Origin of the sequence: Herbiconiux dendrobii (assembly GCF_052048175.1) — a bacterium.
Classification (GTDB): Bacteria; Actinomycetota; Actinomycetes; order Actinomycetales; family Microbacteriaceae; genus Herbiconiux.
The window spans coordinates 574,975-595,735 of sequence record NZ_JBLZQV010000001.1 but is presented as its reverse complement, the minus strand read 5'-3'; the positions used below and the strand labels follow the sequence as shown (position 1 = coordinate 595,735).

General features: G+C 68.0%; 21 protein-coding genes and 1 pseudogene. 6 read left to right on the top strand and 16 right to left on the bottom strand.

Annotated elements, in window-relative coordinates:
• Window positions 1-14: 14 nt before the first annotated feature.
• The 3 genes from ACN4JJ_RS02825 to ACN4JJ_RS02815 form a co-directional block, all read right to left on the bottom strand.
• Complete coding sequence (locus tag ACN4JJ_RS02825) at window positions 15-1,454, bottom strand: sugar transferase (RefSeq protein ID WP_440708782.1); 1,440 nt, start codon at window positions 1,452-1,454, stop codon at window positions 15-17.
• Window positions 1,455-1,599: 145 nt separating this feature from the next.
• On the bottom strand, window positions 1,600-2,550 hold the full coding sequence (locus ACN4JJ_RS02820; RefSeq protein WP_440708384.1) for a hypothetical protein: 951 nt from the start codon (window positions 2,548-2,550) through the stop codon (window positions 1,600-1,602).
• The gene (locus tag ACN4JJ_RS02815; RefSeq protein WP_440708383.1) at window positions 2,547-3,962 is read right to left on the bottom strand and encodes a tyrosine-protein kinase domain-containing protein; all 1,416 of its coding nucleotides are present in this window, start codon (window positions 3,960-3,962) and stop codon (window positions 2,547-2,549) included. Before ACN4JJ_RS02815 ends, ACN4JJ_RS02820 begins: the two co-directional genes overlap by 4 nt.
• 627 nt (window positions 3,963-4,589) lie before the next feature.
• Between ACN4JJ_RS02815 and ACN4JJ_RS02810 the strand changes: the two genes are divergently transcribed.
• Window positions 4,590-4,913, top strand: coding sequence for a PqqD family protein (locus ACN4JJ_RS02810; RefSeq protein ID WP_440708382.1), 324 nt, complete (start codon window positions 4,590-4,592; stop codon window positions 4,911-4,913).
• Between the two features lie 9 nt (window positions 4,914-4,922).
• Here the strand turns inward: ACN4JJ_RS02810 and ACN4JJ_RS02805 are convergent, their stop codons facing one another.
• A complete protein-coding gene (locus ACN4JJ_RS02805) occupies window positions 4,923-5,543 on the bottom strand; it encodes an arsenate reductase/protein-tyrosine-phosphatase family protein (RefSeq protein WP_440708381.1) in 621 nt (206 codons plus the stop codon).
• Window positions 5,540-7,300: a tyrosine-protein kinase domain-containing protein gene (locus tag ACN4JJ_RS02800; RefSeq protein ID WP_440708380.1), complete on the bottom strand. Its 1,761-nt coding sequence runs from the start codon at window positions 7,298-7,300 to the stop codon at window positions 5,540-5,542. Before ACN4JJ_RS02800 ends, ACN4JJ_RS02805 begins: the two co-directional genes overlap by 4 nt.
• A 184-nt stretch (window positions 7,301-7,484) precedes the next feature.
• On the opposite strand from ACN4JJ_RS02800, the gene ACN4JJ_RS02795 reads away from it, so the two are divergent.
• Entirely contained in the window at window positions 7,485-8,660 is a 1,176-nt protein-coding gene (locus ACN4JJ_RS02795) for a hypothetical protein (protein WP_440708379.1), read from the top strand.
• Window positions 8,657-9,379, top strand: a complete 723-nt coding sequence (lepB, locus tag ACN4JJ_RS02790; RefSeq protein WP_440708378.1) for a signal peptidase I — start codon at window positions 8,657-8,659, stop codon at window positions 9,377-9,379. The genes ACN4JJ_RS02795 and lepB overlap by 4 nt, the downstream gene beginning before the upstream one ends.
• Before the next feature lie 247 nt (window positions 9,380-9,626).
• Here the strand turns inward: lepB and ACN4JJ_RS02785 are convergent, their stop codons facing one another.
• From ACN4JJ_RS02785 to ACN4JJ_RS02740, 10 genes and pseudogenes are all read right to left on the bottom strand, one after another.
• Window positions 9,627-10,127, bottom strand: a complete 501-nt coding sequence (locus ACN4JJ_RS02785; protein WP_440708377.1) for a hypothetical protein — start codon at window positions 10,125-10,127, stop codon at window positions 9,627-9,629.
• A gap of 192 nt (window positions 10,128-10,319) precedes the next feature.
• Window positions 10,320-11,213 carry a helix-turn-helix domain-containing protein gene (locus ACN4JJ_RS02780; RefSeq protein WP_440708376.1) on the bottom strand — a complete coding sequence of 298 codons (894 nt, stop codon included), beginning with the start codon at window positions 11,211-11,213 and terminating at the stop codon, window positions 10,320-10,322.
• Between the two features lie 74 nt (window positions 11,214-11,287).
• Window positions 11,288-12,349, bottom strand: coding sequence for a MauE/DoxX family redox-associated membrane protein (locus ACN4JJ_RS02775; RefSeq protein WP_440708375.1), 1,062 nt, complete (start codon window positions 12,347-12,349; stop codon window positions 11,288-11,290).
• Between the two features lie 91 nt (window positions 12,350-12,440).
• Window positions 12,441-12,950, bottom strand: coding sequence for a hypothetical protein (locus tag ACN4JJ_RS02770; RefSeq protein ID WP_440708374.1), 510 nt, complete (start codon window positions 12,948-12,950; stop codon window positions 12,441-12,443).
• Window positions 12,951-13,096: 146 nt separating this feature from the next.
• Window positions 13,097-14,152, bottom strand: coding sequence for an RNA polymerase sigma factor (locus ACN4JJ_RS02765; RefSeq protein ID WP_440708373.1), 1,056 nt, complete (start codon window positions 14,150-14,152; stop codon window positions 13,097-13,099).
• Between the two features lie 5 nt (window positions 14,153-14,157).
• Window positions 14,158-14,307 (bottom strand): annotated as a pseudogene (locus tag ACN4JJ_RS02760) (YciI family protein); the annotation flags it as partial.
• Between the two features lie 86 nt (window positions 14,308-14,393).
• Window positions 14,394-15,173: a creatininase family protein gene (locus ACN4JJ_RS02755; RefSeq protein ID WP_440708372.1), complete on the bottom strand. Its 780-nt coding sequence runs from the start codon at window positions 15,171-15,173 to the stop codon at window positions 14,394-14,396.
• A 97-nt stretch (window positions 15,174-15,270) separates the two neighbouring features.
• Window positions 15,271-16,452, bottom strand: a complete 1,182-nt coding sequence (locus tag ACN4JJ_RS02750; RefSeq protein ID WP_440708371.1) for an ABC transporter substrate-binding protein — start codon at window positions 16,450-16,452, stop codon at window positions 15,271-15,273.
• A gap of 93 nt (window positions 16,453-16,545) precedes the next feature.
• Window positions 16,546-17,016 carry a cupin domain-containing protein gene (locus ACN4JJ_RS02745; RefSeq protein WP_440708370.1) on the bottom strand — a complete coding sequence of 157 codons (471 nt, stop codon included), beginning with the start codon at window positions 17,014-17,016 and terminating at the stop codon, window positions 16,546-16,548.
• On the bottom strand, window positions 17,016-17,795 hold the full coding sequence (locus tag ACN4JJ_RS02740; protein WP_440708369.1) for a cysteine hydrolase family protein: 780 nt from the start codon (window positions 17,793-17,795) through the stop codon (window positions 17,016-17,018). The genes ACN4JJ_RS02745 and ACN4JJ_RS02740 overlap by 1 nt, the downstream gene beginning before the upstream one ends.
• Before the next feature lie 85 nt (window positions 17,796-17,880).
• On the opposite strand from ACN4JJ_RS02740, the gene ACN4JJ_RS02735 reads away from it, so the two are divergent.
• Window positions 17,881-18,591 (top strand): GntR family transcriptional regulator, encoded by a 711-nt coding sequence (locus ACN4JJ_RS02735; protein WP_440708368.1) that lies wholly within the window; start codon window positions 17,881-17,883, stop codon window positions 18,589-18,591.
• Between the two features lie 7 nt (window positions 18,592-18,598).
• Here ACN4JJ_RS02735 and ACN4JJ_RS02730 read toward each other — a convergent pair whose 3' ends face one another.
• On the bottom strand, window positions 18,599-19,423 hold the full coding sequence (locus tag ACN4JJ_RS02730) for a hypothetical protein (RefSeq protein WP_440708367.1): 825 nt from the start codon (window positions 19,421-19,423) through the stop codon (window positions 18,599-18,601).
• A 327-nt stretch (window positions 19,424-19,750) separates the two neighbouring features.
• Between ACN4JJ_RS02730 and ACN4JJ_RS02725 the strand changes: the two genes are divergently transcribed.
• Both ACN4JJ_RS02725 and ACN4JJ_RS02720 read left to right on the top strand, forming a co-directional pair.
• The gene (locus tag ACN4JJ_RS02725; protein WP_440708366.1) at window positions 19,751-20,278 is read left to right on the top strand and encodes a MarR family winged helix-turn-helix transcriptional regulator; all 528 of its coding nucleotides are present in this window, start codon (window positions 19,751-19,753) and stop codon (window positions 20,276-20,278) included.
• Window positions 20,275-20,760: a MarR family transcriptional regulator gene (locus ACN4JJ_RS02720; protein ID WP_440708365.1), complete on the top strand. Its 486-nt coding sequence runs from the start codon at window positions 20,275-20,277 to the stop codon at window positions 20,758-20,760. The genes ACN4JJ_RS02725 and ACN4JJ_RS02720 overlap by 4 nt, the downstream gene beginning before the upstream one ends.
• Window position 20,761 lies beyond the last annotated feature (1 nt).

Sequence of the window (20,761 nt, the reverse complement as noted above, 5' to 3'; positions counted from 1 at the left end):
CCACCGCCTCTGCGTCAATAGGCCCCGTCACTGGCTACCACGGCTTTCGCTGTCTTCCACAGGATGAGCAGGTCACCGGTCAACGACCAATTCTCTACGTAGAACAGATCCAGACGAACCGTGTCCTCCCAAGACAGGTTCGACCTCCCGCTGATCTGCCAGAGTCCGGTGATGCCCGGTTTGACCAGGAACCGGCGGTGGACGTGCTGCTCGTACTGATGGACTTCGCGTTCCAGGGGCGGGCGCGGTCCGACGAGAGACATGCTCCCCCCGAAGACGTTGAAGAGCTGGGGCAACTCGTCCAGGCTGTAGCGCCTCAGAACGCGGCCTACGGGGGTCACCCGCGGATCGTCGCGCATCTTGAACATGACGGAATTACCCTCGAGACGCTCGGTGCCCTCCAGATCGAGCAGGCGTGCTTCGGCGTCGATCACCATGGAGCGAAACTTGAACATGTGGAATTTACCGCCGTTGTACCCGACGCGCTCCTGACGGAAAAGCACCGGCCCGGGCGTGCTCAACCGAACCACGACCGCGAGTAAGAGCAGCACCGGCGACAGGACCAAGATGATGCCTCCCGATGCCAAGATATCGAAAGTGCGCTTGGCGAACCTCTTGCTGCCCTCGTAGCGAGGAGTTTCGACGTGGATCAACGGGAGACCGGCCACAGGACGCGTATGAATGCGAGGGCCGCCAATGTCGACAAGGCTGGGGGCCACCACGAGATGCTGGCGACCCGGCTCGAGACTCCAACTCAACTCGCGAACACGCCGTGGCGGGAGTTCGTCGGCACTGGTGATCACTACGGTATCGGCACCGCTGGCCTCCATCGCTCGTGTCACCTTGTCGAGGTTGCCAAAGATCGGGATGTCGGTGCCCGGCAGAGTGCCCCCCACAAGAGTTGTGGGCACACAGGCACCGATGACCGAATAGCCGGCCTCCGGACGACGCAGCAATTCCTGCGCGATATGGGTCACGGATGCCGCGGATCCGACCAGCAGCACGCGTGCCGAGTACTCGCCCTTCGCGCGCTTTGTGGCGAGCCATTGCCGCCACAACCAGCGCGCGAACAACAGCGAGGCAAGTCCTACGGGAAACGCGATCAGAACGTAGCCACGGGCGAAGTCGATCTGGAACAGAAATGCGACAATGGCGACCAGGCCGAACAGCCGCAGCGTGGCATCCGCAATCAGCTTGTACTCTTGCGTTCCGGTGCCCACTACCCGGTGCCCGCGGGTTGCATAGATACTCAGCACGAGAAGCCAGGCAGCGAGGATGATGACCGAGACGTACGTGTAGCTGATCGGCGGCACGGAGGCCTGGCCGACTGCCAGGTTCGCTGATGCGAAACCGAACCATGCGAACTGCACGCCGAAGATGACCCAGGCGAGGACGAGTAGGTCAGTGATGAAGAGGCGGCGGGCGTAGATTTGCGACCATGTCGCCGACGGCATGGTCGAGCGAGCTGAAGCGGAAATACTCGCGGTCTCGCTCACCTGTGAATCCTTCGTCGCCGTCGCCCTACGGGACCCCGGCATCCCCTAAAGGCACCTTAGCGCGTGGCTGTTCTCTGTCACCATGTCGTCACTCACCAGCATCTCATGCAGCAGCCCACGTCGCACCGCCGTCTCGGCTGGTGATGGTCATGGTGCCGTTCCAGATCCAGACGGCTCCCACTCCCAGGGCGAGGGACACCGAGGAGGACTCAGATCCGACAGGGGCGCAGCCCAAGGCTGTCCCGTCGAAATCAGTGCCGTCCAGGGGGAACGACGTGATGACGAGCCCATCACATCCCGCACCCAAGACGCCACCGAGCACGATCGGCGAATCGCTGGACGAGGCGAGTGCGTATAGACCCACCGTGGTGACGGCAGTCCACGAATTCGGAGCACCCGTCGACACAGCGGTGACATCGGCGCACCGCACGGCGGAACCCGTCGCAGAAGAGGAAAGCTCCAGCGGCGTGGCACACGGGGCACTGAGAGTGTTCCCCCCCACGACGATTCGCGCGGGATCCGTGCCGTCGAGATAGGTTTCCGTCGCAAGCCGGTCCGGGTATTGCTGCCAGTACTCGCCGGCTGTGAACGTGGTCAGCACGGTAGGGACACAGTCCGCCCCCACCAGAACCACCAGGTCGATCTGACTGCCGTCTACGAGATCCAGAGCCAGGATCTGCCGCACATCGTCCGACGCCGGGAGAATCTCTGCGGCCCAGCTCGCGCCCCCGTCGTCTGTCGTCTCAAGGGTCGGCCGCGGACCGGTGCAGGAACCCGCCGTCGCGCGGGCGGCGGTCGCGGAATCGAGAGCATCCAGGAAACGGCCTGAGGCGGCGGGCGGCGGCGGCGCAGCGACAGGCGAGGCCGATGGCACCGGGGTCGGGACCGCCTCCGATGCCTCGGGCGTGATCTGCAGGGACGGGGTACGGCCCGCCTCGGGGATAGGCTCCGTGCGTAGCGCGAAGAAGACCAGAACCGCGGCTATGCACGCAAGCGACGCGATTGCCGCGATCGCCGGCGTACGGCGGACTCGCTCCCTCTTACCGCTGGTCATCCGCGTTCGCGCGCCTTCCGGCTGCCCAGCTTCTGTTCGGGCTCGTCGATCCCGTAGCCGTACCCATATCCGTACCCGTATCGGCCGTAGCCGTAGGAGTCCGGGCCCTTTGTGGGCAACATCGTCATGACGACGCCCGCGACTTTCGCGCCGACGTTCGTCAGCGCGCTGACAGCGCCTCTTACCTGGTTCTTGTGTGCCCGACCGGCCGCAACCATCAGCAGCGCGCCGCCAGTCTTGGTGGCGAGGATCGCGGCGTCCGTCACCGGTAGCAGCGGCGGCGCATCGAAGAGCGCGATATCGAATGACCCTTCCAGCGTCGCGATCAACGAGATCATCGCGCTCGAACCGAGCAATTCGCTCGGGTTCGGGGGAATCCGTCCCGCCGGGAGTACGTAGAGGTTGGTGTCTCCCCACCGCACGATCACGTCACTCGCCTTCGCCCTGCCCACGAGCACGTCGGTCAGGCCGACCGCCCCTTCAACGCCCAAGTACTCCGCGAGGCGGGGCTTCCGCATGTCGGCGTCAACGATGACGACGCGCTTGCCTGACAGCGCCATGGCGATCGCGAGGTTCGCGGAGGTCGTGCTTTTGCCTTCACCGGGGATGGACGATGTGAGCACGAAACTCTGGGCTTCTCCGACCCCGAGGAACTGCAGGTTCGTCCGCAGCGTGCGGAAGGACTCCGCGCGAGGACTGCGCGGATCGTCCCTCAGCACCAGAGGGTTCTCCGGTGTCTTGGCGTCGAAGGCGATGCCACCGACGATCGGCGCCTCGGTGATCGCCTCCACATCGTGTTCGTTGCGGATCCTGGTATCGAGCACGTAACGCACGATCGCGAGGGTGAGGCCCAGGATCAGTCCGATGAGAAGACCGGCGACGATGTACAACGGCACGTTGGGCGAGGCAGCGGTCGCCGGCACGGAAGCCTCTTGGAGGACCGTGATCTTCACGGGGGTGATGCCCTCCGCGTTAGTCGGCACCAGATCGGTGACCGTCGTCTCGAAGCTCGTGGCGACCGCATTCGCGATCTGGGCCGCCTCGACTGCGTCCTCGTCCGACGCTGTGATCTCCACGATGACGGTATCCGACGGGGATGTTGCCACCACACGCGTGGAGAGATCCGATGTCGTCATCGCCAGCCCGAGCGAGTCGATCACCGGCTGCAGAACGATCGGCGTGTTTACGACATCGGCGTAGGACTGCACCTGGTTCTGCAGAAAGTTGTTTCCCTGCGTCAGATCACTGATCGAACCGGTCGACTGCACGGACACGAAAACTTTCGCAGTTGACTGATATTCGGGGGTCTTGAGGATCGACAGCAAGGCCGACGTGGCAATCCCGAGCAGCACTAACACGACGATGTAGACCCAGCCCTTGCGTATTGCCCGAATGTAATCGCGAAACTCCACGCAGTTGAACCTTTCCCCGAAACAGCGGCCGACTGGCCCCCTACCCTCCTAATGGTCGCACATGCCACGAGTCGGTTCTGTTTCGTGAACATCGCGTTACGAAATGCAAGCACTCGCAGCGCACATGCTTCAATGAAATCGAGGACACCGGCGTCACGGCTTTTCCATTGATGGAGGTCCGATGTCCGCCAGCCACACGATCGCAGTCAAGAACGACGGCACCCGCCCGAAGGTCTCTCGGCCATCACCGCGAGTACCTCCGGTGGACCCTGCTCCCGAGCTGCCGATCAGCCTCGTTCCGCTACGCAGTCCCGCCGAAATGGGCGAGGAGTCGAAGGACTATGCTTCACGTCCTGGCCTGCGAGCGCAGTCGTCCCGATCCGGCACCAGAGCAGGGACGGTGCTAAAGGTCTTCGGATTGTCGTTCCTCACCGCGTCTACCGGCGCTCTCGTCTCGATCGCCGTGATACGCCTGTGAGTGTCGAACCGCCGCGTCGGCCGCGCTGGAATCCCTTGGCGAATCCGGACAACCGCCGGCTGTTCGGCTTCTTCTCCGTCATTGGAGCCGGGGTGATCGCTGGGGGGCTCTTGGTCGCCGCGTTGGTACCGCGCTGATAGCGTCGGAGAATGACGGCGGAAGACCAGGCCCGAAATGGGACGGAGCACTCCTGGGCAGTGCGGCCCGACGTCGCAGTCGTCGCGGGCGAGGACCGGGTCGTCGTCTTGGCGCTCACGCCGATCGACTCGGTCCCGCTCGAGCTCACCGGAGCCGGTTTGGCGATCTGGCGTCAAATCGACGGACGACGCCGCACCTCGGACATCGTGTCGGAGATCTGTCGCCTCTTCGATGCAGGCCGTGCCGATGTCGCGTCAGACGTGGAAACGTTCCTGGTCCAGCTCGAGCACGCTGCGGTTCTGGAAAGAGGCCCAGCGATAGACCACACGGGTTGATCAGCTCGACTAGGAGAATTCACCTCGGCTGTCGGTCAGCTGGGCTGCAAGTCGCGCGGTGACCTCGGCGATTCGCGTGCCGACGCGCTCATGAGTCTCCGCCGAACGCCGATAAGGGTCGTCGATGTCATCCTCGTCGCCGAGAGCGATCATGCCCCGGAACCGCGACGCCTCCATGACGGTGTCGAATAGACCACCTTCTTCCTGCAGTGATGGTCTACGGACCTCGCTCGGGAGTTCGTCGAGGATCCGGACGAACTCAATGAGAGTGAAGGAGCGCTTCAGTGCGAACGGGTACTCCCGAGACACCTCGGCACGCTGCTCCCGCGTCATCGTCAAGACGAGAGAGCTGGAACGCAAGACGTCGGCTGTGGCCTGGGCCGCCGTGTGCTGTGGATCGGCTCCATATCGGGTGGCGATTTCCGCAGGCTGCGCCTCCATCGGAGCACCGACTACAGCATGCAGCCCCGCGCTGGAGACGACTGCGTGGGTATCGCCGAGATCGGCAAGACGCGCCCGCAAAATCTTCTCGGCCAGCGGTGAACGGCAGATATTGCCTGTGCAGAGGAAGGTAATTCTTGGAGGACCGGCAGGAGCGCTCGGGCGGCCGAAGAGGTCGTCGAGCGTCACTGGGTCGAACGCTTCGACTGATTGCGCAGCTCGCGTCGCGTGAGCCCCCGAACATCTGAAGCACTGACGCGCTCCGACTCACCCTCCATGAAATAGCCGTCCTGATCGACGGCTCGCACATCGTCGGCCTGGTCGAACCCCGCACCGGTGAGAATCTCATCGAATGAGGCACCGGCATCGGCCCGATCGCCTGGATCGGTTGTACGGGATGGTGCGGCAGCGCCGACACGCTGCGGAAGCGCCTGAGTCGACGGCTGCCCTACCGGGGACGGGGCAACGGGCGTCTCTACCCTTGATTCCTTCTCAGCTGGCGATTGCACTCGTGCGGACTCCGTTTGGGCAGTTGCAGCGTCTTCCTTGCGGGGCTTGTACCCGTATCCGTAGCTGTACCCGTAGTACGAGCCCACACCGCGGCGCGGCATCCTGTTCAGGATGATACCGAGCGGACGCGCGTTGGCGCGCTGGAGGTTCTGCAGCGCTTTATTCAGCCCCTCGTAGGATGTCTTGCCCACACTGGCCACTATGAGAGCACCGTCGGTGTTGTGCGTGAGGATCGCGGCGTCGGTCACCGGAATCAGGGGCGGGGCGTCGATCAGCACGATAGCCCTGCTGGAGAGTTGTGCCAGCAGCGCGTGCATACGCTCTGATCCGAGCAATTCGCTGGGGTTAGGCGGAGTCTTTCCGGCTGCGAGGATGGCAAGCCGGCCGGACGTGCCCCAGGGCTGAAGGACATCGGCGAGGTCGGACCGGCCAGCAAGCACGTCGGTGAGGCCGGCTCCGTCAACCAGGTTGAACGTCTTGGAGACTGTGGGACGCCTGAGGTCGGCGTCGACGAGCACCACGGCCTGTCCGCCGGCAGCCAGAGCGATTGCGAGGTTGGCGATCGTGGTGGACTTGCCGTCTCCCGGCAGAGGGCTGGTGACGACGATCACGCGGGGCGGGTTGTCCACGTCCATGAACTGCAGGTTCGTCCGCACCTCACGGAGTGCCTCGGCAACGGCTACATCGTCATCACCCTGATTGGAATAATCCGTCGCTCCGTCCATTGAAACCAGACGGTCCTCGTCGGTGAAACGGCGGTCGATCGGGATGGCTCCGATAACCGAGAGCCCGGTTTCCCGCTCGACCGCCTCGGCCGAACGGATGCGCCGGTCCAGCGCATGACGCACCGTCGCGTAGGCAATTCCGACGGCAAGGCCCACGAGGAGCCCGATCCCGATCGCCAGGCGCGTGTTCGGCGACGTGGGAGAGGTCGGTAGCACGGCTGAATCCAGAGGCACCAGCTGCACGACTCCTGCTGCGGCGACATCACCCGTCGGGTTCTCCAGGGTCTGGATCTGCTGGGCGATGCCACGCAACCAGGCCTCCGCCAGGTCGCGCGCCGCGGAGGGAGAGGATGCTTCGGCCGAAACCTTCATCAGCACTGTGTCCGTAGGGTTGGTGACGACGATGCGGCTGACGAGCTGCTCCGGCTGAATGTCGGTGAGTCCCAGGTCGTCGATCGCGTACTGCGCCACGGCGCGCGAGGATCCGATGTCGATGTAGGACTTCACCTTCGACTGGGCGAGGTTGTTCCCCACGAGGGCGTTGCCCGTGTCGGTGTTCGATCCTGCGGTCACGTAGCCGCTCGCATCGGCCGAGTAGACCCGCGGCTGCAGCAGCGACCAGCCGAACGCCGCGGCGCCGCCGAGCAGCGTGAGCAGCACGATCGCGATCCAGTGCGCCCGGAGTATCGGCAGTATCGATCTGAGCTCCACGAGTTCCCCTCACCTGTGACTATGGAGCCCATTCAGCGCTCCGAATCGCCCCGCATCTTGTGGGGCGTCAACGGCCCGATCCTGACATTCTAAGCGAGAGCGCGGCTCCGCGATCCATTCCCGTCCGGGTGCGCTCCCGATGGGCCCGCCGGGGGCATCCGCAGCCGTGCACTATCGTTGCGGTATGGGGGGCGCAGAGCTGGACATCAGCGCGCTGGGCGTGCGGGTGCGCGTCGGTCTGGACGCGGTCGCCGACCAGGGCTCGCGCCGGAGCCTCCGGGAACTCTGGCAGGACGCGGCCTTCGCCCCGAACGCGGCCGACGACCGCACGGTCCGGCTCCGCGCCGTGATCGACGACCCGGCCGACCGGGTACGTGCCTCCCGCCTGGAACATGGCGCCGAGGATGTGCTCGCCCCCGACCTGCGCAGCCTCGCCTCGGCGCTCTCCTCCCGGGTGACGCTCGCCGCGATCGAGGCACGCAAGGCCGACCTCGTGATGCTGCACGCCTGCGGCGTCGCCACTCCGGATGGCGCCGTCTACGCCTTCGTCGGCCCGTCGGGGCGCGGCAAGACCACCCTCGCGGCCGCCCTCGGACGAGTCTTCGGCTATGTCAGCGACGAGACCATCGGCGTACGTGCCGACGGAGCCGTCACCCCGTACCGCAAACCGCTCTCGGTGATCGAACCCGGGTCCGCCCCCGGCAAGACCCAGCGCGCGCCCTCCGAGCTCGGGCTGCTCGCGCTGCCCGACGAGCCGCTGCACATCGCCGCCATCACCCTGATCGAGCGCGATGCCGAACGGGACGGCCCGGCCGAGGTAACCGAGACCGGCATGGTGGAGGCCATCACCTCGATCATCCCCGAGCTCAGCTACCTCCCCCACCTCACCCGGCCGTTGCAGCGCCTCGCCGGGTTGATCGACCGGATCGGCGGCGTGCGCCGGCTCCGCTACCACGAGGCCTCGACCGTCGCCTCGCAGATGCTCCCGCTGCGCCGGCCCGCGCGCAGCGAACCCTCGTGGATGCCGCTCCCGGCGGCCGCCGCGGGTCGCACCCCCGCCCCCGGGCAGTTCGCGCGCGTGGAACCGCTCGACGCGATCGCGGTCGAAGGCGCCTACGTGCTGCTGCACGGGAGCGATGTGCGGGTGCTGGACGGCATCGGCCCGGCCATCTGGGACGCCCTGGCCGAGCCGGCCGGGGTGCAGACTGTGACGGCGCAGGTGGTGCGCAGCCTCGGGGAACCGGCATCCGGCGACCCCGAGGCCATCGTCTCGGCGGCCCTGCTCGATCTCGCCGAATCCGGCATCCTCCTGCAGGGGACCGACCCGGGCCCTCGATCCGAGAGCGGGAGGCCGGCATGACCCCGGCACCGCGGCAGACCGCCGGCACCCGCCGCCGGTCGGGCCTCGCCCGGCGGCTGGCGCGCAACCCGCTCGTGAACCTCGTGGCCGCGTTCCTGGTGCTCGCGCTCGTGCAGACCTTCCTGGTGCGGCTCTACGCCGTGCCCTCCGGTTCGATGGAGCAGACGCTCGAGATCGGCGACCGCATCCTGGTGAACCAGCTGGCGTACCTCGGCGACGGGCCGCAGACCGGCGACGTCGTGGTCTTCGACGCCTCCGACGCCTGGGAAGCGCCGAGGCCGGCCGATCCGAACCCGCTGAAGGCCGCCGTGAAGTGGGTGGGCGGCATCGTGGGCATCGGCCCCTCGGATCGGCACACCCTGGTCAAGCGCGTGATCGCCGGGCCGGGCCAGACGGTCTCGTGCTGCGACGCCGAGGGACGGATGCTGGTGGACGGCGTTCCGCTGGACGAACCCTACGTCTTCGAAGACCTCCCCTTCGTGGCCGGCACCTCGGATTGCGAGAGCACTCCGGTGTCGCTTCGGTGCTTCGACGAGTACACCCTTCCGGATGATCGCTACCTGGTGCTCGGCGACCATCGCTCGGCCTCCAGCGACGGACTGGCGAACTGCCGGGGTCAGACGGTGATCGACGACTGTGTGCGCCTGGTGAAGCGGGACGACGTGGTGGGGCGGGTGTTCCAGATCGTGTTCCCCTTCGGAGACTGGGGACCGGTCTGAGCGAACGCCTCACCCAGGATGACCCGAGGGTGAAGTCGAAGATGAAATGCGGCGAACTTTGTGCGGCACCCCCCTATCGGGGGATATATTCGTCGAGTCGGACCCGAGGACGTCTACGGTCTCGATGACGAGTCGCCTTCGTCGGACACCCATTCCGCGGCGACAACGTCTGTGTCTCCCCGCCAATCGGGCCCCAAACCGCTGGCGGGGAGGCCACGCCGTCGAATCCGGTGGGGATGCGCCGGACTCAGGCCCGCGACCACCCGCAGATGACCGCGGAGCCCGTGCTCCGCTCCTCGCCCCAGATGCGGGCGGTGAACTCGTCGTCGTCGCGGGCGCTCTCCAGCTTCACGATGCTCACCGTGGGCAGCACCGCATCCCCCGCCTCGGCGGACACGGAGGGCCGGGTGGCGTCGAGCCGGTTCGACTCGGCGCGCGTGATCGCCCAGCCGCCGCTCAGCACGTCGCCGACGGAGAGGCCGTGCGCCCGGAACGCGCCCGACCAGCGCAGGCTGAGGGTGAGGCGGCCGGACTCCTGCGCGGCGTGCGATCCGTGCATCCGCAGCACGCCGTTGCCCATCGTGACGCTCACCACACCCGGCTGGGTGTTCGCGGCGAAGTCGACGCTCAACCGGAGCGGGCTGATGATGCCGGGCAGCGCATCGGCCGCCTGGTCCGGCAGGCCGTGAACGGTCGGCGACGGTTCGGAGCGCTCACCCTCGGGGTCGTGGTGGGGCTTCGGAATCATCGGGATCTGTCTCCGCGTCGGCGTGATTCGTCATGACATGACATGATGCGATCCCGGTCGTCAGCAGCGTTCAGGAGTCGCAGCTTCGACCGTACACGGCACACGCCACCCGGCACCGCCACCCGCGCCCACAAAGGGGTGATAATCAACGAGCAGGGGGTGAAAAACCCGTCTGACCGGCCCCCGAGTGCGCTACCGCATGCTGTGCCGAACCGGCTGGCTCACCGGCATCCCGTGACGGATCTCCGACGGCGTGCTGTAGCCCATCGACTCGAACGCCCTCCGCAGCTCCGAGGCGTCCGCGAAGCCGCTGTGCTGGGCGATCTGGGACACGTTCAGCACCCGGAAGGCGGGATTGGTGAGCATCGAGACCGCGAGATCGGCGCGCTGGCGACGGATCTCCCGCGAGGGGGTCGATCCGATGGCCGAGAACAGGCGCTGCAGCTGGCGCATCGAGATGTTGAGATCGAGCGCGAGGCGCGTCGGCGTCAGCGCGCGATCGGTGCGGTAGGCCGCGATCTGCGACATCGCCCGATCGAGCAGCCCGACGCTCGGCGTGGCCAGAGCCCCGGCTCCGCGGCCCTCCAGCAGCAGCGATGCCACCATCTCGAGCACCAGCTTCTCGAGGAAGTAGGCGGAGAGACGCTCCAGGCTCTGGGTGTTCTCCAGGGTGCCGAGCAGGAACTTCTTCGTGGGCGTCAGCACGGCCGAGCCCTGGATGGTGCCAAACGACCCCGCAGGGCCGGTGTACTCCTCCAGCGCCGCGGTCGGCATCGCCACCGCCAACGCCGTGCACCGGCGCGATCCGTAGACGGCGTAGCGCCGGGCGCCCACGAGGTACACGGCCTGGTCGGCGCGCAGCGGCAGGTCTTCGCGATTCTCGCCGCGCACCACGATGGTGGCGTCGACGGGGAAGACCAGTTCGATCGACTGCGTGGCCGTTCGGCAGATCTTACGCAGAGGTGTACCGCCGGCCGGGATGTCCAGAACCGACAGTTCGGTGTCGCCGAATCGCAGCCTGGTCGTGTTGTGTCCGTCGGCGGACGACGTAGTCGTGTGTGCCGAAGTCGTGCCTGAAGAAATCATCTGAGCCCCCGCTCGATTAGTTCTCAACCCTTGCGGGCCATCATGTCGCAACTAGCAATGCCATCGCCTCGGTCTTATGAGGTCTCCATTCGATCGGATCGGATCAGAGCAGCCGCACCACGTCGTGCCGGATCGGGTATCACGGAGACTACCGCGCGCACGAGGTCTTGCACCTCCACGGATCCCTGCGCCGGGCCTGCGGCGACCATGCGGTCGGTGCCGAGCAGCAGTGCGCTCGGCACTCCGCCGATACGCGCAGCCGTCATGAGCGAATGGTAGCCGTGGTAGACGGTCGCGTCGAGGTCGGGGTAGGCGCTCCGGATCGCCTCCGGCGACTCCGAGGTGAGCACGGCGATGTCGACCGCTCCCTGGAACTCGCGCGTCCACTGCGGGATGCGGCCGGCGATCAGGCCGCAGGGCGTGCACTCGACCGAGAGCAGCAGCAGCAAGGTGGGGCGGGACACGGCGATCGCCGTCAGAGGGACGGCCCGGCCTGCCGGGCTCGTCACCTCCAGGTCGGGGACGGGCCACGGTTCCCCGTTACGGCCGGCCGCATCCGGAACCGTGCCGGCCTGGGAACGCGCGGCAGCCGTGGCTGCCGCGCCACGGCTGCCGGTGGCCCTCACGGCGAACGCGAGGGCGGTCAGCCCCGCGATCACGAGCGTTCCCGAGCCGAAGGCGAGCCACTCGGCCGGGTCGAACGCCAGAAGCCCCGCGATCACGCCGTCATCGGCGATGACGAGCACGAGCAGCGAGGCCAGGACGAGCAGGACGTTGCGGGCCACCGACCACCGGTCGATGGGTCGGCCGGAGACGCCGCCGAAGCAGGCGCACACCACCTTCTCCCGCCGCACGAGCACGAGCACCGCGATGGTCAGGAAGACGCAGAAGACGGCGGCGGTCATGGCCGCGATCACGGTGAAGGCCGTTCCCCGAGCCACCAGGAGCGCCCCACCCAGGGCGATGTCGGCGACGGGCAGGGCCGCTGCGATGCTGCGGCGCTGCAGCGCGGCGGGCATCCGCAGATCGTGCAGCATCCGCAGCGTCTGCTCGGTGCGGCCGAGCTTCGCCGTGCCGCTGACCAGCAGCACCGCGGCGAGCACGGTGGTGAGGAGCACGGCGACGGGAAGGATCATTGCTCGGCCAGGCTTTCCGATGATGACGACTACGACGAGCGGACGCGATACGGCGGGACGGCCCTTGGGGAGGCCGCCCCGCCGCACCGGATCAGGTCGCGGAGCAGAGAATGGCCGTGGAGCTGACCGAGCCGGCGGCCTTGGCGCCGGTGCCGACGTATCCGGTGGGCAGTGAGGCGACCGCGTTCAGCGTGAACAGCACCGAGATCGAGAGGGTGGTGCGGAAGTCGATCGTGGCGCCGGCGGGCAGAGCCGCGGTCAGGGTGATCTGGCGGCTGGTGTCGCTCAGCACCGCGACGTTCGCCGTGCCACCGGAGACGCTGAACACGCCGATGTTGGCGACGCCGGAGCCGGTGATGATCACGGTCGTGCCGACAGGAAGCGGCGCGTCGGCGGCGGCGGTCAGAGTGAAGCCGGGGGCGATCACGCCCAGGATGCCGCAGGCGCCGTTGAGCGAGAAGGCCCCGACCTGGATGTCGGACGCCGCGGCCAGCGGCGTGGACACGGCGAGCGCGATGACGGGCAGCGACCAGGCCGCTCCCTTCATCACGGTGCGGCGTGCGACGCCGCTCTCGTCTTTGGTGATGTCGGATTCGGTCATGAGGCCCCCTGAGCTTCGCGAGATGGTTTCGGTCTCGTGAGCTCTTGCGTGCTCACTGGAAACTCATGCTCGCCAAGGAGGCGGAGGCGCCGTCACCCCGCCCGGGGGTCCTGTCGTTGCGGTGACCTCATGTGTCGCGAAAGTGATCAGTCCGGGGTCAGAGGGCGTCTGACTTGGCCTGCAGCACCTCCCGTTCCCGGGCGTTCGAGGTGAGTCCCACGGCGGTCGCGAACTCGCTGCGAGACCGCCACCGCCCGGTTCAGTTCGACGACCGGGTTCGGCGCGATCCGGCCCAGGGCTTCGTAGAGCAGCACGATCTGGGCCCAGTCGGTCAGCGCATCCGCTCGCTCGAGGGCGGCCACACCGCGCCGGATCTGCACGTGATCCCACCGGGAACGATCCTGGTCGGCGAGCAGGACGGAGCGGCCGTCGGGGGCGGTGCGGGCCGCGAACCGCGAGGCCTGGAGCTCCATCAGCCCCAGGAGGGCGTGCACCTCGGGCTCCCGCGGCAGCAGGCCCGCCAGCACCCGGCCGAGCCGGAGCGTCTCGGTGGCGAGTTCGGGCCGGATCCGCCGCTCCCCCGAGGGGGCCGCGTAGCCCTCGGTGAAGACGAGGTAGACGACGCCGAGCACGGGGCCCAGGCGTTTTGTCCACTCGTTCGGATCCGGCACCTCGAACAGCACCCTGGCGGCGGTCAGGGTCTTCTTGGCACGCACGATCCGCTGCTGCACGGTGGCCACGGGCACCAGGAACAGCCGCGCGATCTCCTCGGTGGTGAGCCCGCCCACCAGGCGCAGCGTCAGCGCCACCTGGGCCTCCCGGGCGAGCACGGGGTGGCAGGCCGTGAAGACCAGCCGCAGCACGTCGTCGTCGATCGGCTCCCAGACCGCGTCGGGGCCGGGTGCTCCCCCGCTGCCGTCGGCCGAGGCGAGGTCGTGCGCGATCGCGCTGTGCCGCTCGTCGAGCCGCTCGCGCCGGCGCCAGCCGTCGATCGCCTTGCGCTTGGCCACGGCGGTGAGCCAGGCGGCCGCGTTCTGCGGCACGCCCGACTCCGTCCACTGCGCCAGCGCGTCGGCCACGGCATCCTGGGCGAGGTCTTCGGCCAGGCCCAGGTCGCCGGTCCGGCGGGCGAGCGTGGCGACGATGCGCGCCCCCTCGATCCGCCAGATTGCGTCGACCGTGCGCCGGGCCTCGTCGCTCACCGCTCGGCCTCCTCTTTCGAGGAGACCTCGATGATCCAGAAGCCGCTGAACAGCTCGTGGATCTCGCCGTAGGGGCCATCCGTCACGATCGGCGTCTCGCCGGCGAAGTCGACCACGAACGCCGTGCTCAGGTCATCCGCGAGGCCTTCGTGTGCGTCCTCCTACTATCGCGTCGAACGGCACGGCCCCGGATCGACATCATCCGAAAAGATTTCGGCGGGACTGGTTTCCTGCGGGATTGTCAGAGCCGTAGGAACGCGAAGCTCTGGATCTCGCGGAAGACCTCCGCGAGGGCCCGGGTCTGGTGGGCGACGATCGCGTGGCCGAGCTCCAGGGTGGCCGCGGTGGGGTCGCCGAGCACTCCGGAGGCCGAGAGGTCGTCCGTCACCCAGGCGGTGGGCACCGCGCCCTCGAGGGTGAGGTGCGTGTAGCCGGCGAAGAGCTCGCCGGCCGCGGCGCCGTCGCGCACGGCGAGCTCCATGTGCACCAGCTCGGGGGCGAGCGCCCACACGATGCTCGACTCGATCTGGCCGCCGTGGATGCCGTAGTCGGGATCGACCGCCTCGACGCCCTCGGGCAGCCCCAGGCGCCCGGGCATCATCGGGAAGACCTCCAAGCCCGTCTCGACCCGGATGTCGCGCGCCACCACGTCCAGCAGCCCGGGCTGGCCGCCGTGGCCGTTCACGAACACGAGCTTGCGGAATCCGGACGCCGCCAGCGAGCGCCCGAGATCCAGGCACACCGCCATCAGCGTCGAGGCGCTCATCGCGATGGTGCCCGCGCGGCCCAGGTGCTCGGTCGACTTGCCGTAGCTCAGGGTGGGCAGCTGCCACACGTTGCTGCCCGCGCCGAGCCGTGCGATGGCCAGCTCGGTCATCCGCTCGGCGACCAGGGCATCCGTCACCAGGGGCAGGTGCGCCCCGTGCTGCTCGATCGCCCCGATCGGCTGCACGATCACGGCGTCGCTCTTCTCGAGCGCCGCCACCTCGGCGGTGGTCAGGTGTGCCAGCAGATGCGTCATGTAGGTGTCTCCCGACGGTGAAACGACGCCGACCCGTCAGTTCGTCCCGCTAACCCGGAGGGATAGCGGGACTGACTGACGGGTCGGCGGCTGGGGGTTACTTGGTGAGGCCGATCGAGGTGTCGATGAACTCGTTGGTGTAGATGTCGGCGGGGGTGAGGCCTTCCGCGGGTGCGGTGCCGAGGCCCTCGAAGACGGGGACGATCTTGTCGAAGACGTCCGAGACGCGCTGGTCTTCGAAGTCGCCGAGGGTGCCGTTCGGGCCGTTGCCGACCAGGCCGATGCTCAGGGCGGTGTCGATGGAGTAGTCCGCCACGCCCTGGGTGTAGACCCAACCGGTGTCGTAGTCCTTGACGAGTTCGAGGATGAGGTCGACGGTCTGCTGGGGCGAGTCGTAGAAGTCGACCTCGGCCTGCTGCATCACGGGCACGAGCGCCTTGAGGCAGTCGGCCTGGGCGGTGACGTCTTCGCTGCGCACCGAGATGGGGCCGTAGTAGATCGGGTAGCCCAGGTCGTTGATCAGCTGGTAGTCGACCGGCTTGCCCCAGCTCTCCACCTCGTTCTCGTAGATGTAGGGCTCGGCGGAGGCGAAGCCCTGCTGGGCGTCCTTGCCGCCGGCGGCCACGAAGGAGGCGGGGGTGCCGTCGTAGGAGCCGTCGGTCTGCGACTCGGGGATGATGCCCGCGGCCATCAGGTACTCCATGTAGGCGGAGCCGCCGAAGTAGCGGACGGTCGCGCCGGCGGCGACGACATCCTGAACCGTCTTCGCGTCGGGGTAGGTCTCCGGGTCCCACATGATCATGGTGGGGCCGATGTCCAGCGGCGCGAACACGGCCGTGGTGGGCATGTCGGCGGAGAGCTGGATGGCCTCGTCGGTGGAGACGTAGCCGAGCAGGATGTCGGGGTCGGTGTACATCTGGCTCGACACGGTCTGGAAGCCGATCGCCGGGCCGCCGGCACGGATCTCCACGTCGACACCGGTGTATTCGCCGCCGGACATCAGCGGGCCCGAGACGGTCTTGTTCTCCGAGTCGATCGTGTAGTCGTCGCCGAGCAGCTGGTAGAGGTGGCCGTGCTCGGCCTCGGGGTTCCAGTCGGTCTGGATGACGACCTTGGCCGGGCAGCCGGCTGCGGCGAGGTCGGTGGAGCCGATGGTGAGGTCGGCCGAGGAGGTGGAGCCGGTGGTGGCCGACGAGCCGCTGGAACAGGCGGCGAGGGACACGGCGGCGGTGACCGCCAGCCCGGTGGCCAGGATCAGCCGGGATCGGGAGCTGCGCATGGATTGTCTCCTTGGTTGGGTGTGCTGTGTGGTGCGGGTGGGCCGGATGGGTTCAGGGTGGCGGGGTCTGCGGGAGACGGATGCGCCGGGCGGTCAGGCCGCGAGGGTGCCGCGAGCGGCGAAGACGACCGCGAGGTCGTCCTCGTCGAGCGGCTCGGGCGTGCCGGCCACCACGAGGTCGTAGAAGCCGGGCAGGCCGCCCTCGGGCTGCGAGCCGAGGTCGTGGGTCATGATCGTGACCGAGTAGAGCTTCTCGGTGGTGGACGTGTTGACGATGTGGTGCACCGAGCCGATCGGGAGGGTGAGCATGTCTCCGGCCGCGACCGGCACTTCGTTCTCGTCGCTGTAGGCGATGCCCTGCCCCTTCAGGAAGAGGAAGAGCTCCACCGAGTCGGGGTGGGAGTTGTCGGGCTGCTGCCCCTCCGGGTCCCAGATCTCCAGGAAGACGCTCGAGGGCGAGCCGTCGACCGGGCCGGTCAGCGGAACGAGCCGCACCGTGTCATCCGGAGCGATGCGGTACGCCGTGTAGGTGTCGGGCGAACGGAGGGTGGGCGCGTCGGCCATCAGGGGGTTCCTTTCGGGAGTGCGGATGCCCGCCGAGCGGCGAGCGAGGAGGCGAGGGCCGCCGCGGAGACCGCGAAGCCGAAGCACTGGTCGACGTTGTGCACGGTGGCGTCGAGGCAGAACGCGGGCGAGGTGGTGGCGCTGGCCTCTTCGAGGAACACGCAGTCGTAGCCGAGGCAGGCGGCGTCGATCAGCGTGGCGTACACGCACTGGTCGGCGTTCACGCCGACGAACAGCACGGTGTCGACACCGAGGGCGCGCAGGGTGGAGTCCAGCGGGGTGTCCCAGAAGCCACTCATCCGGAACTTGTCGATGCGGATGTCGCTGTCGGCGATCTCGAGCTCGTCGACGACGGCCGCACCCCACGATCCGGCGGTGAGCACGGCCGGGCTGGAGTCGTGCGCAGCACCGATCCCCTCGCCGACGCCGGACGGGTCGTAGACGTGGATCACGTTCGGCGGCAGGTTGATGCGGTCGGGCCGGTTGCCCCAGTCGAGCCAGATGACGGGCACGTCGCGGTCGCGCAGGGCGGGGAGCAGGGCCTGGATCGGCTCGATCGCCGACCGGGCCGGCGCGACGTCGACGCCGATCGAGGCGAGCCAGCCGCCCGGGGTGCAGAAGTCGTTCTGCATGTCGACCACGACCAGCGCCGTGCGCCCGAGGTCGAACCGCAGCTCGCCGCGGCGGGTTGGCACGGTGACGGTGCCGGCCTCGTCGACCCCGGATGCCACGAGGTCGGTGAGCGAACCCGACACGGTCCATCGGCGTGGTTGTCGCATGTCGTCCTCCTCCCGGTCGCGGTATATGCGATGGTAAGACTGGTTTATAACGGTCGTATTTCGGCAGCGTCACCGGGAGGAAACAATGTCCAGCACCCACGACCGGCTGCTCGAGCTGTGGCGCACGGCGGCCGAGGCCGGCACACCCCTGCCCTCCGAGGCGGCCCTGGCCGTGGAACTCGGCGTCAGCCGGCCGACCGTGCGCGAGGAGCTGATCCGGCTGGAATCGCACGGGCTGCTCACCCGCCTGCCCAACAGCGGCACCTTCCCCAATCGCTCGGCGCTGGACATGGGGCTGCGGCTGGACCAGAGCTACGAGTTCTCGGAGATGCTGCGCGAGGCCGGCTTCGAACCACGGATGGAGGTGCTGGACTCGTCGTGGTGCGAGCTCGACGCGGTGCGCGCCGACCGGCTCGGCGTGCGTCCGGGGGCATCGGCGTTCAGCACCACCAAGCGCTGGTCGGCGAACGGGGTGCCCACGATGGTGGCGATCGACTTCATCCCCGCCACCCGGCCGGACGGCTCGTCCGCCGGCTCGACCCCGGATCCCTCGCTCACCGTGTTCGAGCTCGTGCGGCAGCTGCGCGGCTCGACGATCGAGTGGGAGCAGACCTGGATCGAGGCCCAGGTGGCGGATGCCGCCGAACAGGAGCTGCTCTCCCTCCCGGCGCAGTCCAGCGTGCTGCGGATCACGATGGCCGGCATCTCGGTGCTCGGCACCAAGCTCTACCTGGCCGAGGAGACCCATCGGCAGGGGATCGTGCCCTACGGCATGATCCGCACCGTTCCGCGCTGAGCGGTCGTCAGCCGGTCGCTTCCTCGGGCTCCTCCTCCGCTTCGGCGGCGAGCGCCGCCTGCACCTCGGCCTCGCGGGCCGCGCGGTAGCCGCGGATGGTCTCCATCGCGGCCTCGACGTCGTACTCCGGGTCGGGCTCCAGGAACCGCTCCAGGATCGCGACCAGCGCGATCGCCGGCAGCGTCCACTCCGGATCGTCGGAGCTGATGGTGGCCGGGCCCCGGTACGAGGCGTCGACCAGCCCCGGATTGCCCAGGTGCCGCAGCCCCAGACCCTCCACGACGGCTGAGATCACCACCGCGTACGGCCGGTAGTCGCCGTCCCACTCCGGGCGCAGCCGGTAGCCGAGGATGCGCGAGAACCAGCCGTGGAACTCCGCCATCCGCTCGATGAACGAGTCGCTGCCGCTCAGCAGGGCCTGCTCGATGTCGGCCCGCGCCGTCGACTCCATATGACTGAGCAGCGAGGCCGAGAGCCCCACGTACGACTGCCAGGCCACCGAGGCGATCACCGCCCGGTAGTTGTGCTCGAGGGCCACCCGGATCACTTCGAACATCACCCGCCGGCGGTCGGTCTCCGAGCTCAGCAGCTCGACGTTCTCGAACAGGATGCGCTCGCTGATCGCGAGCGTCTCGTCGTCGGCGAGCTTGGTCGAGGTCTCGGCGGCGATCTCGGCGAGCAGGTCGGCGACGAAGGCCTCCTTGGAGTCCCAGAGCCGGTAGGTCGAGCTGCGCGGCACGCCCGCCTCACGGATCAGGTCGTCCATCACGATGTGCTCGAAGCCGATCGTCAGGCCGATGCCCTCGATGCGCTCGAGGGCCACATCGAGCACACGCCTTCGCACTTCGGCGGCACGGATACGCGAGCGACGCCGAAGGGAATCGTTCGAAGCGGTCGAGTCGGCCATCGGATGCACCCCCACACGGTCGCGTGGCTCAGGCCGGGTCAGCGCGAGCACACGTGTCGACCAGCGTAGTGAATGAAATTCCCCGATGGGACACGGGACACCAAGTCCCAGTCGAGTGTGACGTTTCGTCTCACCGGAAGGCCGCCGTGCCTCTAGCTAGACTAGCTAGTAGCACCACCGACTCGGGAGATCAACCCGATCCGATCCCTCATCCTTAGTCCTTCTAGTAAAGAGGTGGACTACGCTTGTCCCATGGACACGGATCGAACGGATTCGGCGCGACACTATTGGTACGGAGACGGCTCCGACCGCTCGCGCAGCATCGCCGTGCTCGAGGCGCTGCGGAGCTTCCGCGCCGCCGAGTCGGCGCAACGCCGCAGGTCGCAGGTCTCGCTCGGCCTCGGGGAGAACGACATCCTGGCCATGCGCTACCTGCTCCGGGCGCACGAGCAGGGGCGCGCGGTGGGTCCCAAAGAACTCGCGCAATACCTCGGGATCACCAGCGCCTCGATCACCGTGCTGCTGGACAGGCTGGAGAAGGCCGACCGCATCCACCGCCAGTCGAGCCCGTTCGACCGCCGGGCCCTCATCATCGTGCCGACGGTGCCCACCGACGAGATCGCCATCGCGACCCTCGGCGAGGTGCGCGAGGAGCTTGTCGAGGTGATCGAGGGTCTCAGCGCCGAGGATGCGGAACTCGTCATCCGATTCCTGGCCGAGATGCGCGACGCGCTCGACCAGATCGACAATCGCGCCTACGTGAAAGAGGAGCACCGATGAGCGATGCGGCGGGCAGCGCGGCGAGCCGTACGGCCGCGGTGATGAACGAGCTGCAGGCCTACCGGGCCGCCGAGGAGGCCATGCGCCGGCGCACCCGGGAGACGATGAAGATGGGCGAGAACGATCTCACCGCCCTGCGCTACCTGCTGAAGGCCCAGCGCGAGGGCCGGATCGTCACTCCCGGTGACCTGGCCGAGTACCTGAACATGAAGTCGGCCTCGGTCACCGTGATGCTCGACCGCCTCACCCGTTCCGGCCACCTCAGCCGCACCGCGCACCCCAGTGACCGGCGGTCGCTCGCCGTGGTGGCCACGCCGGACTCCAACGAGGAGGTGCGGGCCACCCTCGGCGCGATGCACACCCGCATGATGGACGTGGCGTCGCGTCTCGACGACCGCCAGGCCCACGTCGTGCGCAGCTTCCTGCTCGCCTTGGCCGCCGCCACCTCGCCTGCCGCCGAGACCGCCGAGCCTGCCGCCTAGC

Coding starts and splice junctions, on each gene's coding strand:
- ACN4JJ_RS02825 (WP_440708782.1), bottom strand. CDS start 1,454: ATGCCGTCGGCGACATGGTCGCAAATCTACGCCCGCCGCCTCTTCATC.
- ACN4JJ_RS02820 (WP_440708384.1), bottom strand. CDS start 2,550: ATGACCAGCGGTAAGAGGGAGCGAGTCCGCCGTACGCCGGCGATCGCG.
- ACN4JJ_RS02810 (WP_440708382.1), top strand. CDS start 4,590: ATGACGGCGGAAGACCAGGCCCGAAATGGGACGGAGCACTCCTGGGCA.
- ACN4JJ_RS02795 (WP_440708379.1), top strand. CDS start 7,485: ATGGGGGGCGCAGAGCTGGACATCAGCGCGCTGGGCGTGCGGGTGCGC.
- lepB (WP_440708378.1), top strand. CDS start 8,657: ATGACCCCGGCACCGCGGCAGACCGCCGGCACCCGCCGCCGGTCGGGC.
- ACN4JJ_RS02785 (WP_440708377.1), bottom strand. CDS start 10,127: ATGATTCCGAAGCCCCACCACGACCCCGAGGGTGAGCGCTCCGAACCG.
- ACN4JJ_RS02780 (WP_440708376.1), bottom strand. CDS start 11,213: ATGATTTCTTCAGGCACGACTTCGGCACACACGACTACGTCGTCCGCC.
- ACN4JJ_RS02775 (WP_440708375.1), bottom strand. CDS start 12,349: ATGATCCTTCCCGTCGCCGTGCTCCTCACCACCGTGCTCGCCGCGGTG.
- ACN4JJ_RS02770 (WP_440708374.1), bottom strand. CDS start 12,950: ATGACCGAATCCGACATCACCAAAGACGAGAGCGGCGTCGCACGCCGC.
- ACN4JJ_RS02755 (WP_440708372.1), bottom strand. CDS start 15,173: ATGACGCATCTGCTGGCACACCTGACCACCGCCGAGGTGGCGGCGCTC.
- ACN4JJ_RS02750 (WP_440708371.1), bottom strand. CDS start 16,452: ATGCGCAGCTCCCGATCCCGGCTGATCCTGGCCACCGGGCTGGCGGTC.
- ACN4JJ_RS02745 (WP_440708370.1), bottom strand. CDS start 17,016: ATGGCCGACGCGCCCACCCTCCGTTCGCCCGACACCTACACGGCGTAC.
- ACN4JJ_RS02740 (WP_440708369.1), bottom strand. CDS start 17,795: ATGCGACAACCACGCCGATGGACCGTGTCGGGTTCGCTCACCGACCTC.
- ACN4JJ_RS02735 (WP_440708368.1), top strand. CDS start 17,881: ATGTCCAGCACCCACGACCGGCTGCTCGAGCTGTGGCGCACGGCGGCC.
- ACN4JJ_RS02725 (WP_440708366.1), top strand. CDS start 19,751: ATGGACACGGATCGAACGGATTCGGCGCGACACTATTGGTACGGAGAC.
- ACN4JJ_RS02720 (WP_440708365.1), top strand. CDS start 20,275: ATGAGCGATGCGGCGGGCAGCGCGGCGAGCCGTACGGCCGCGGTGATG.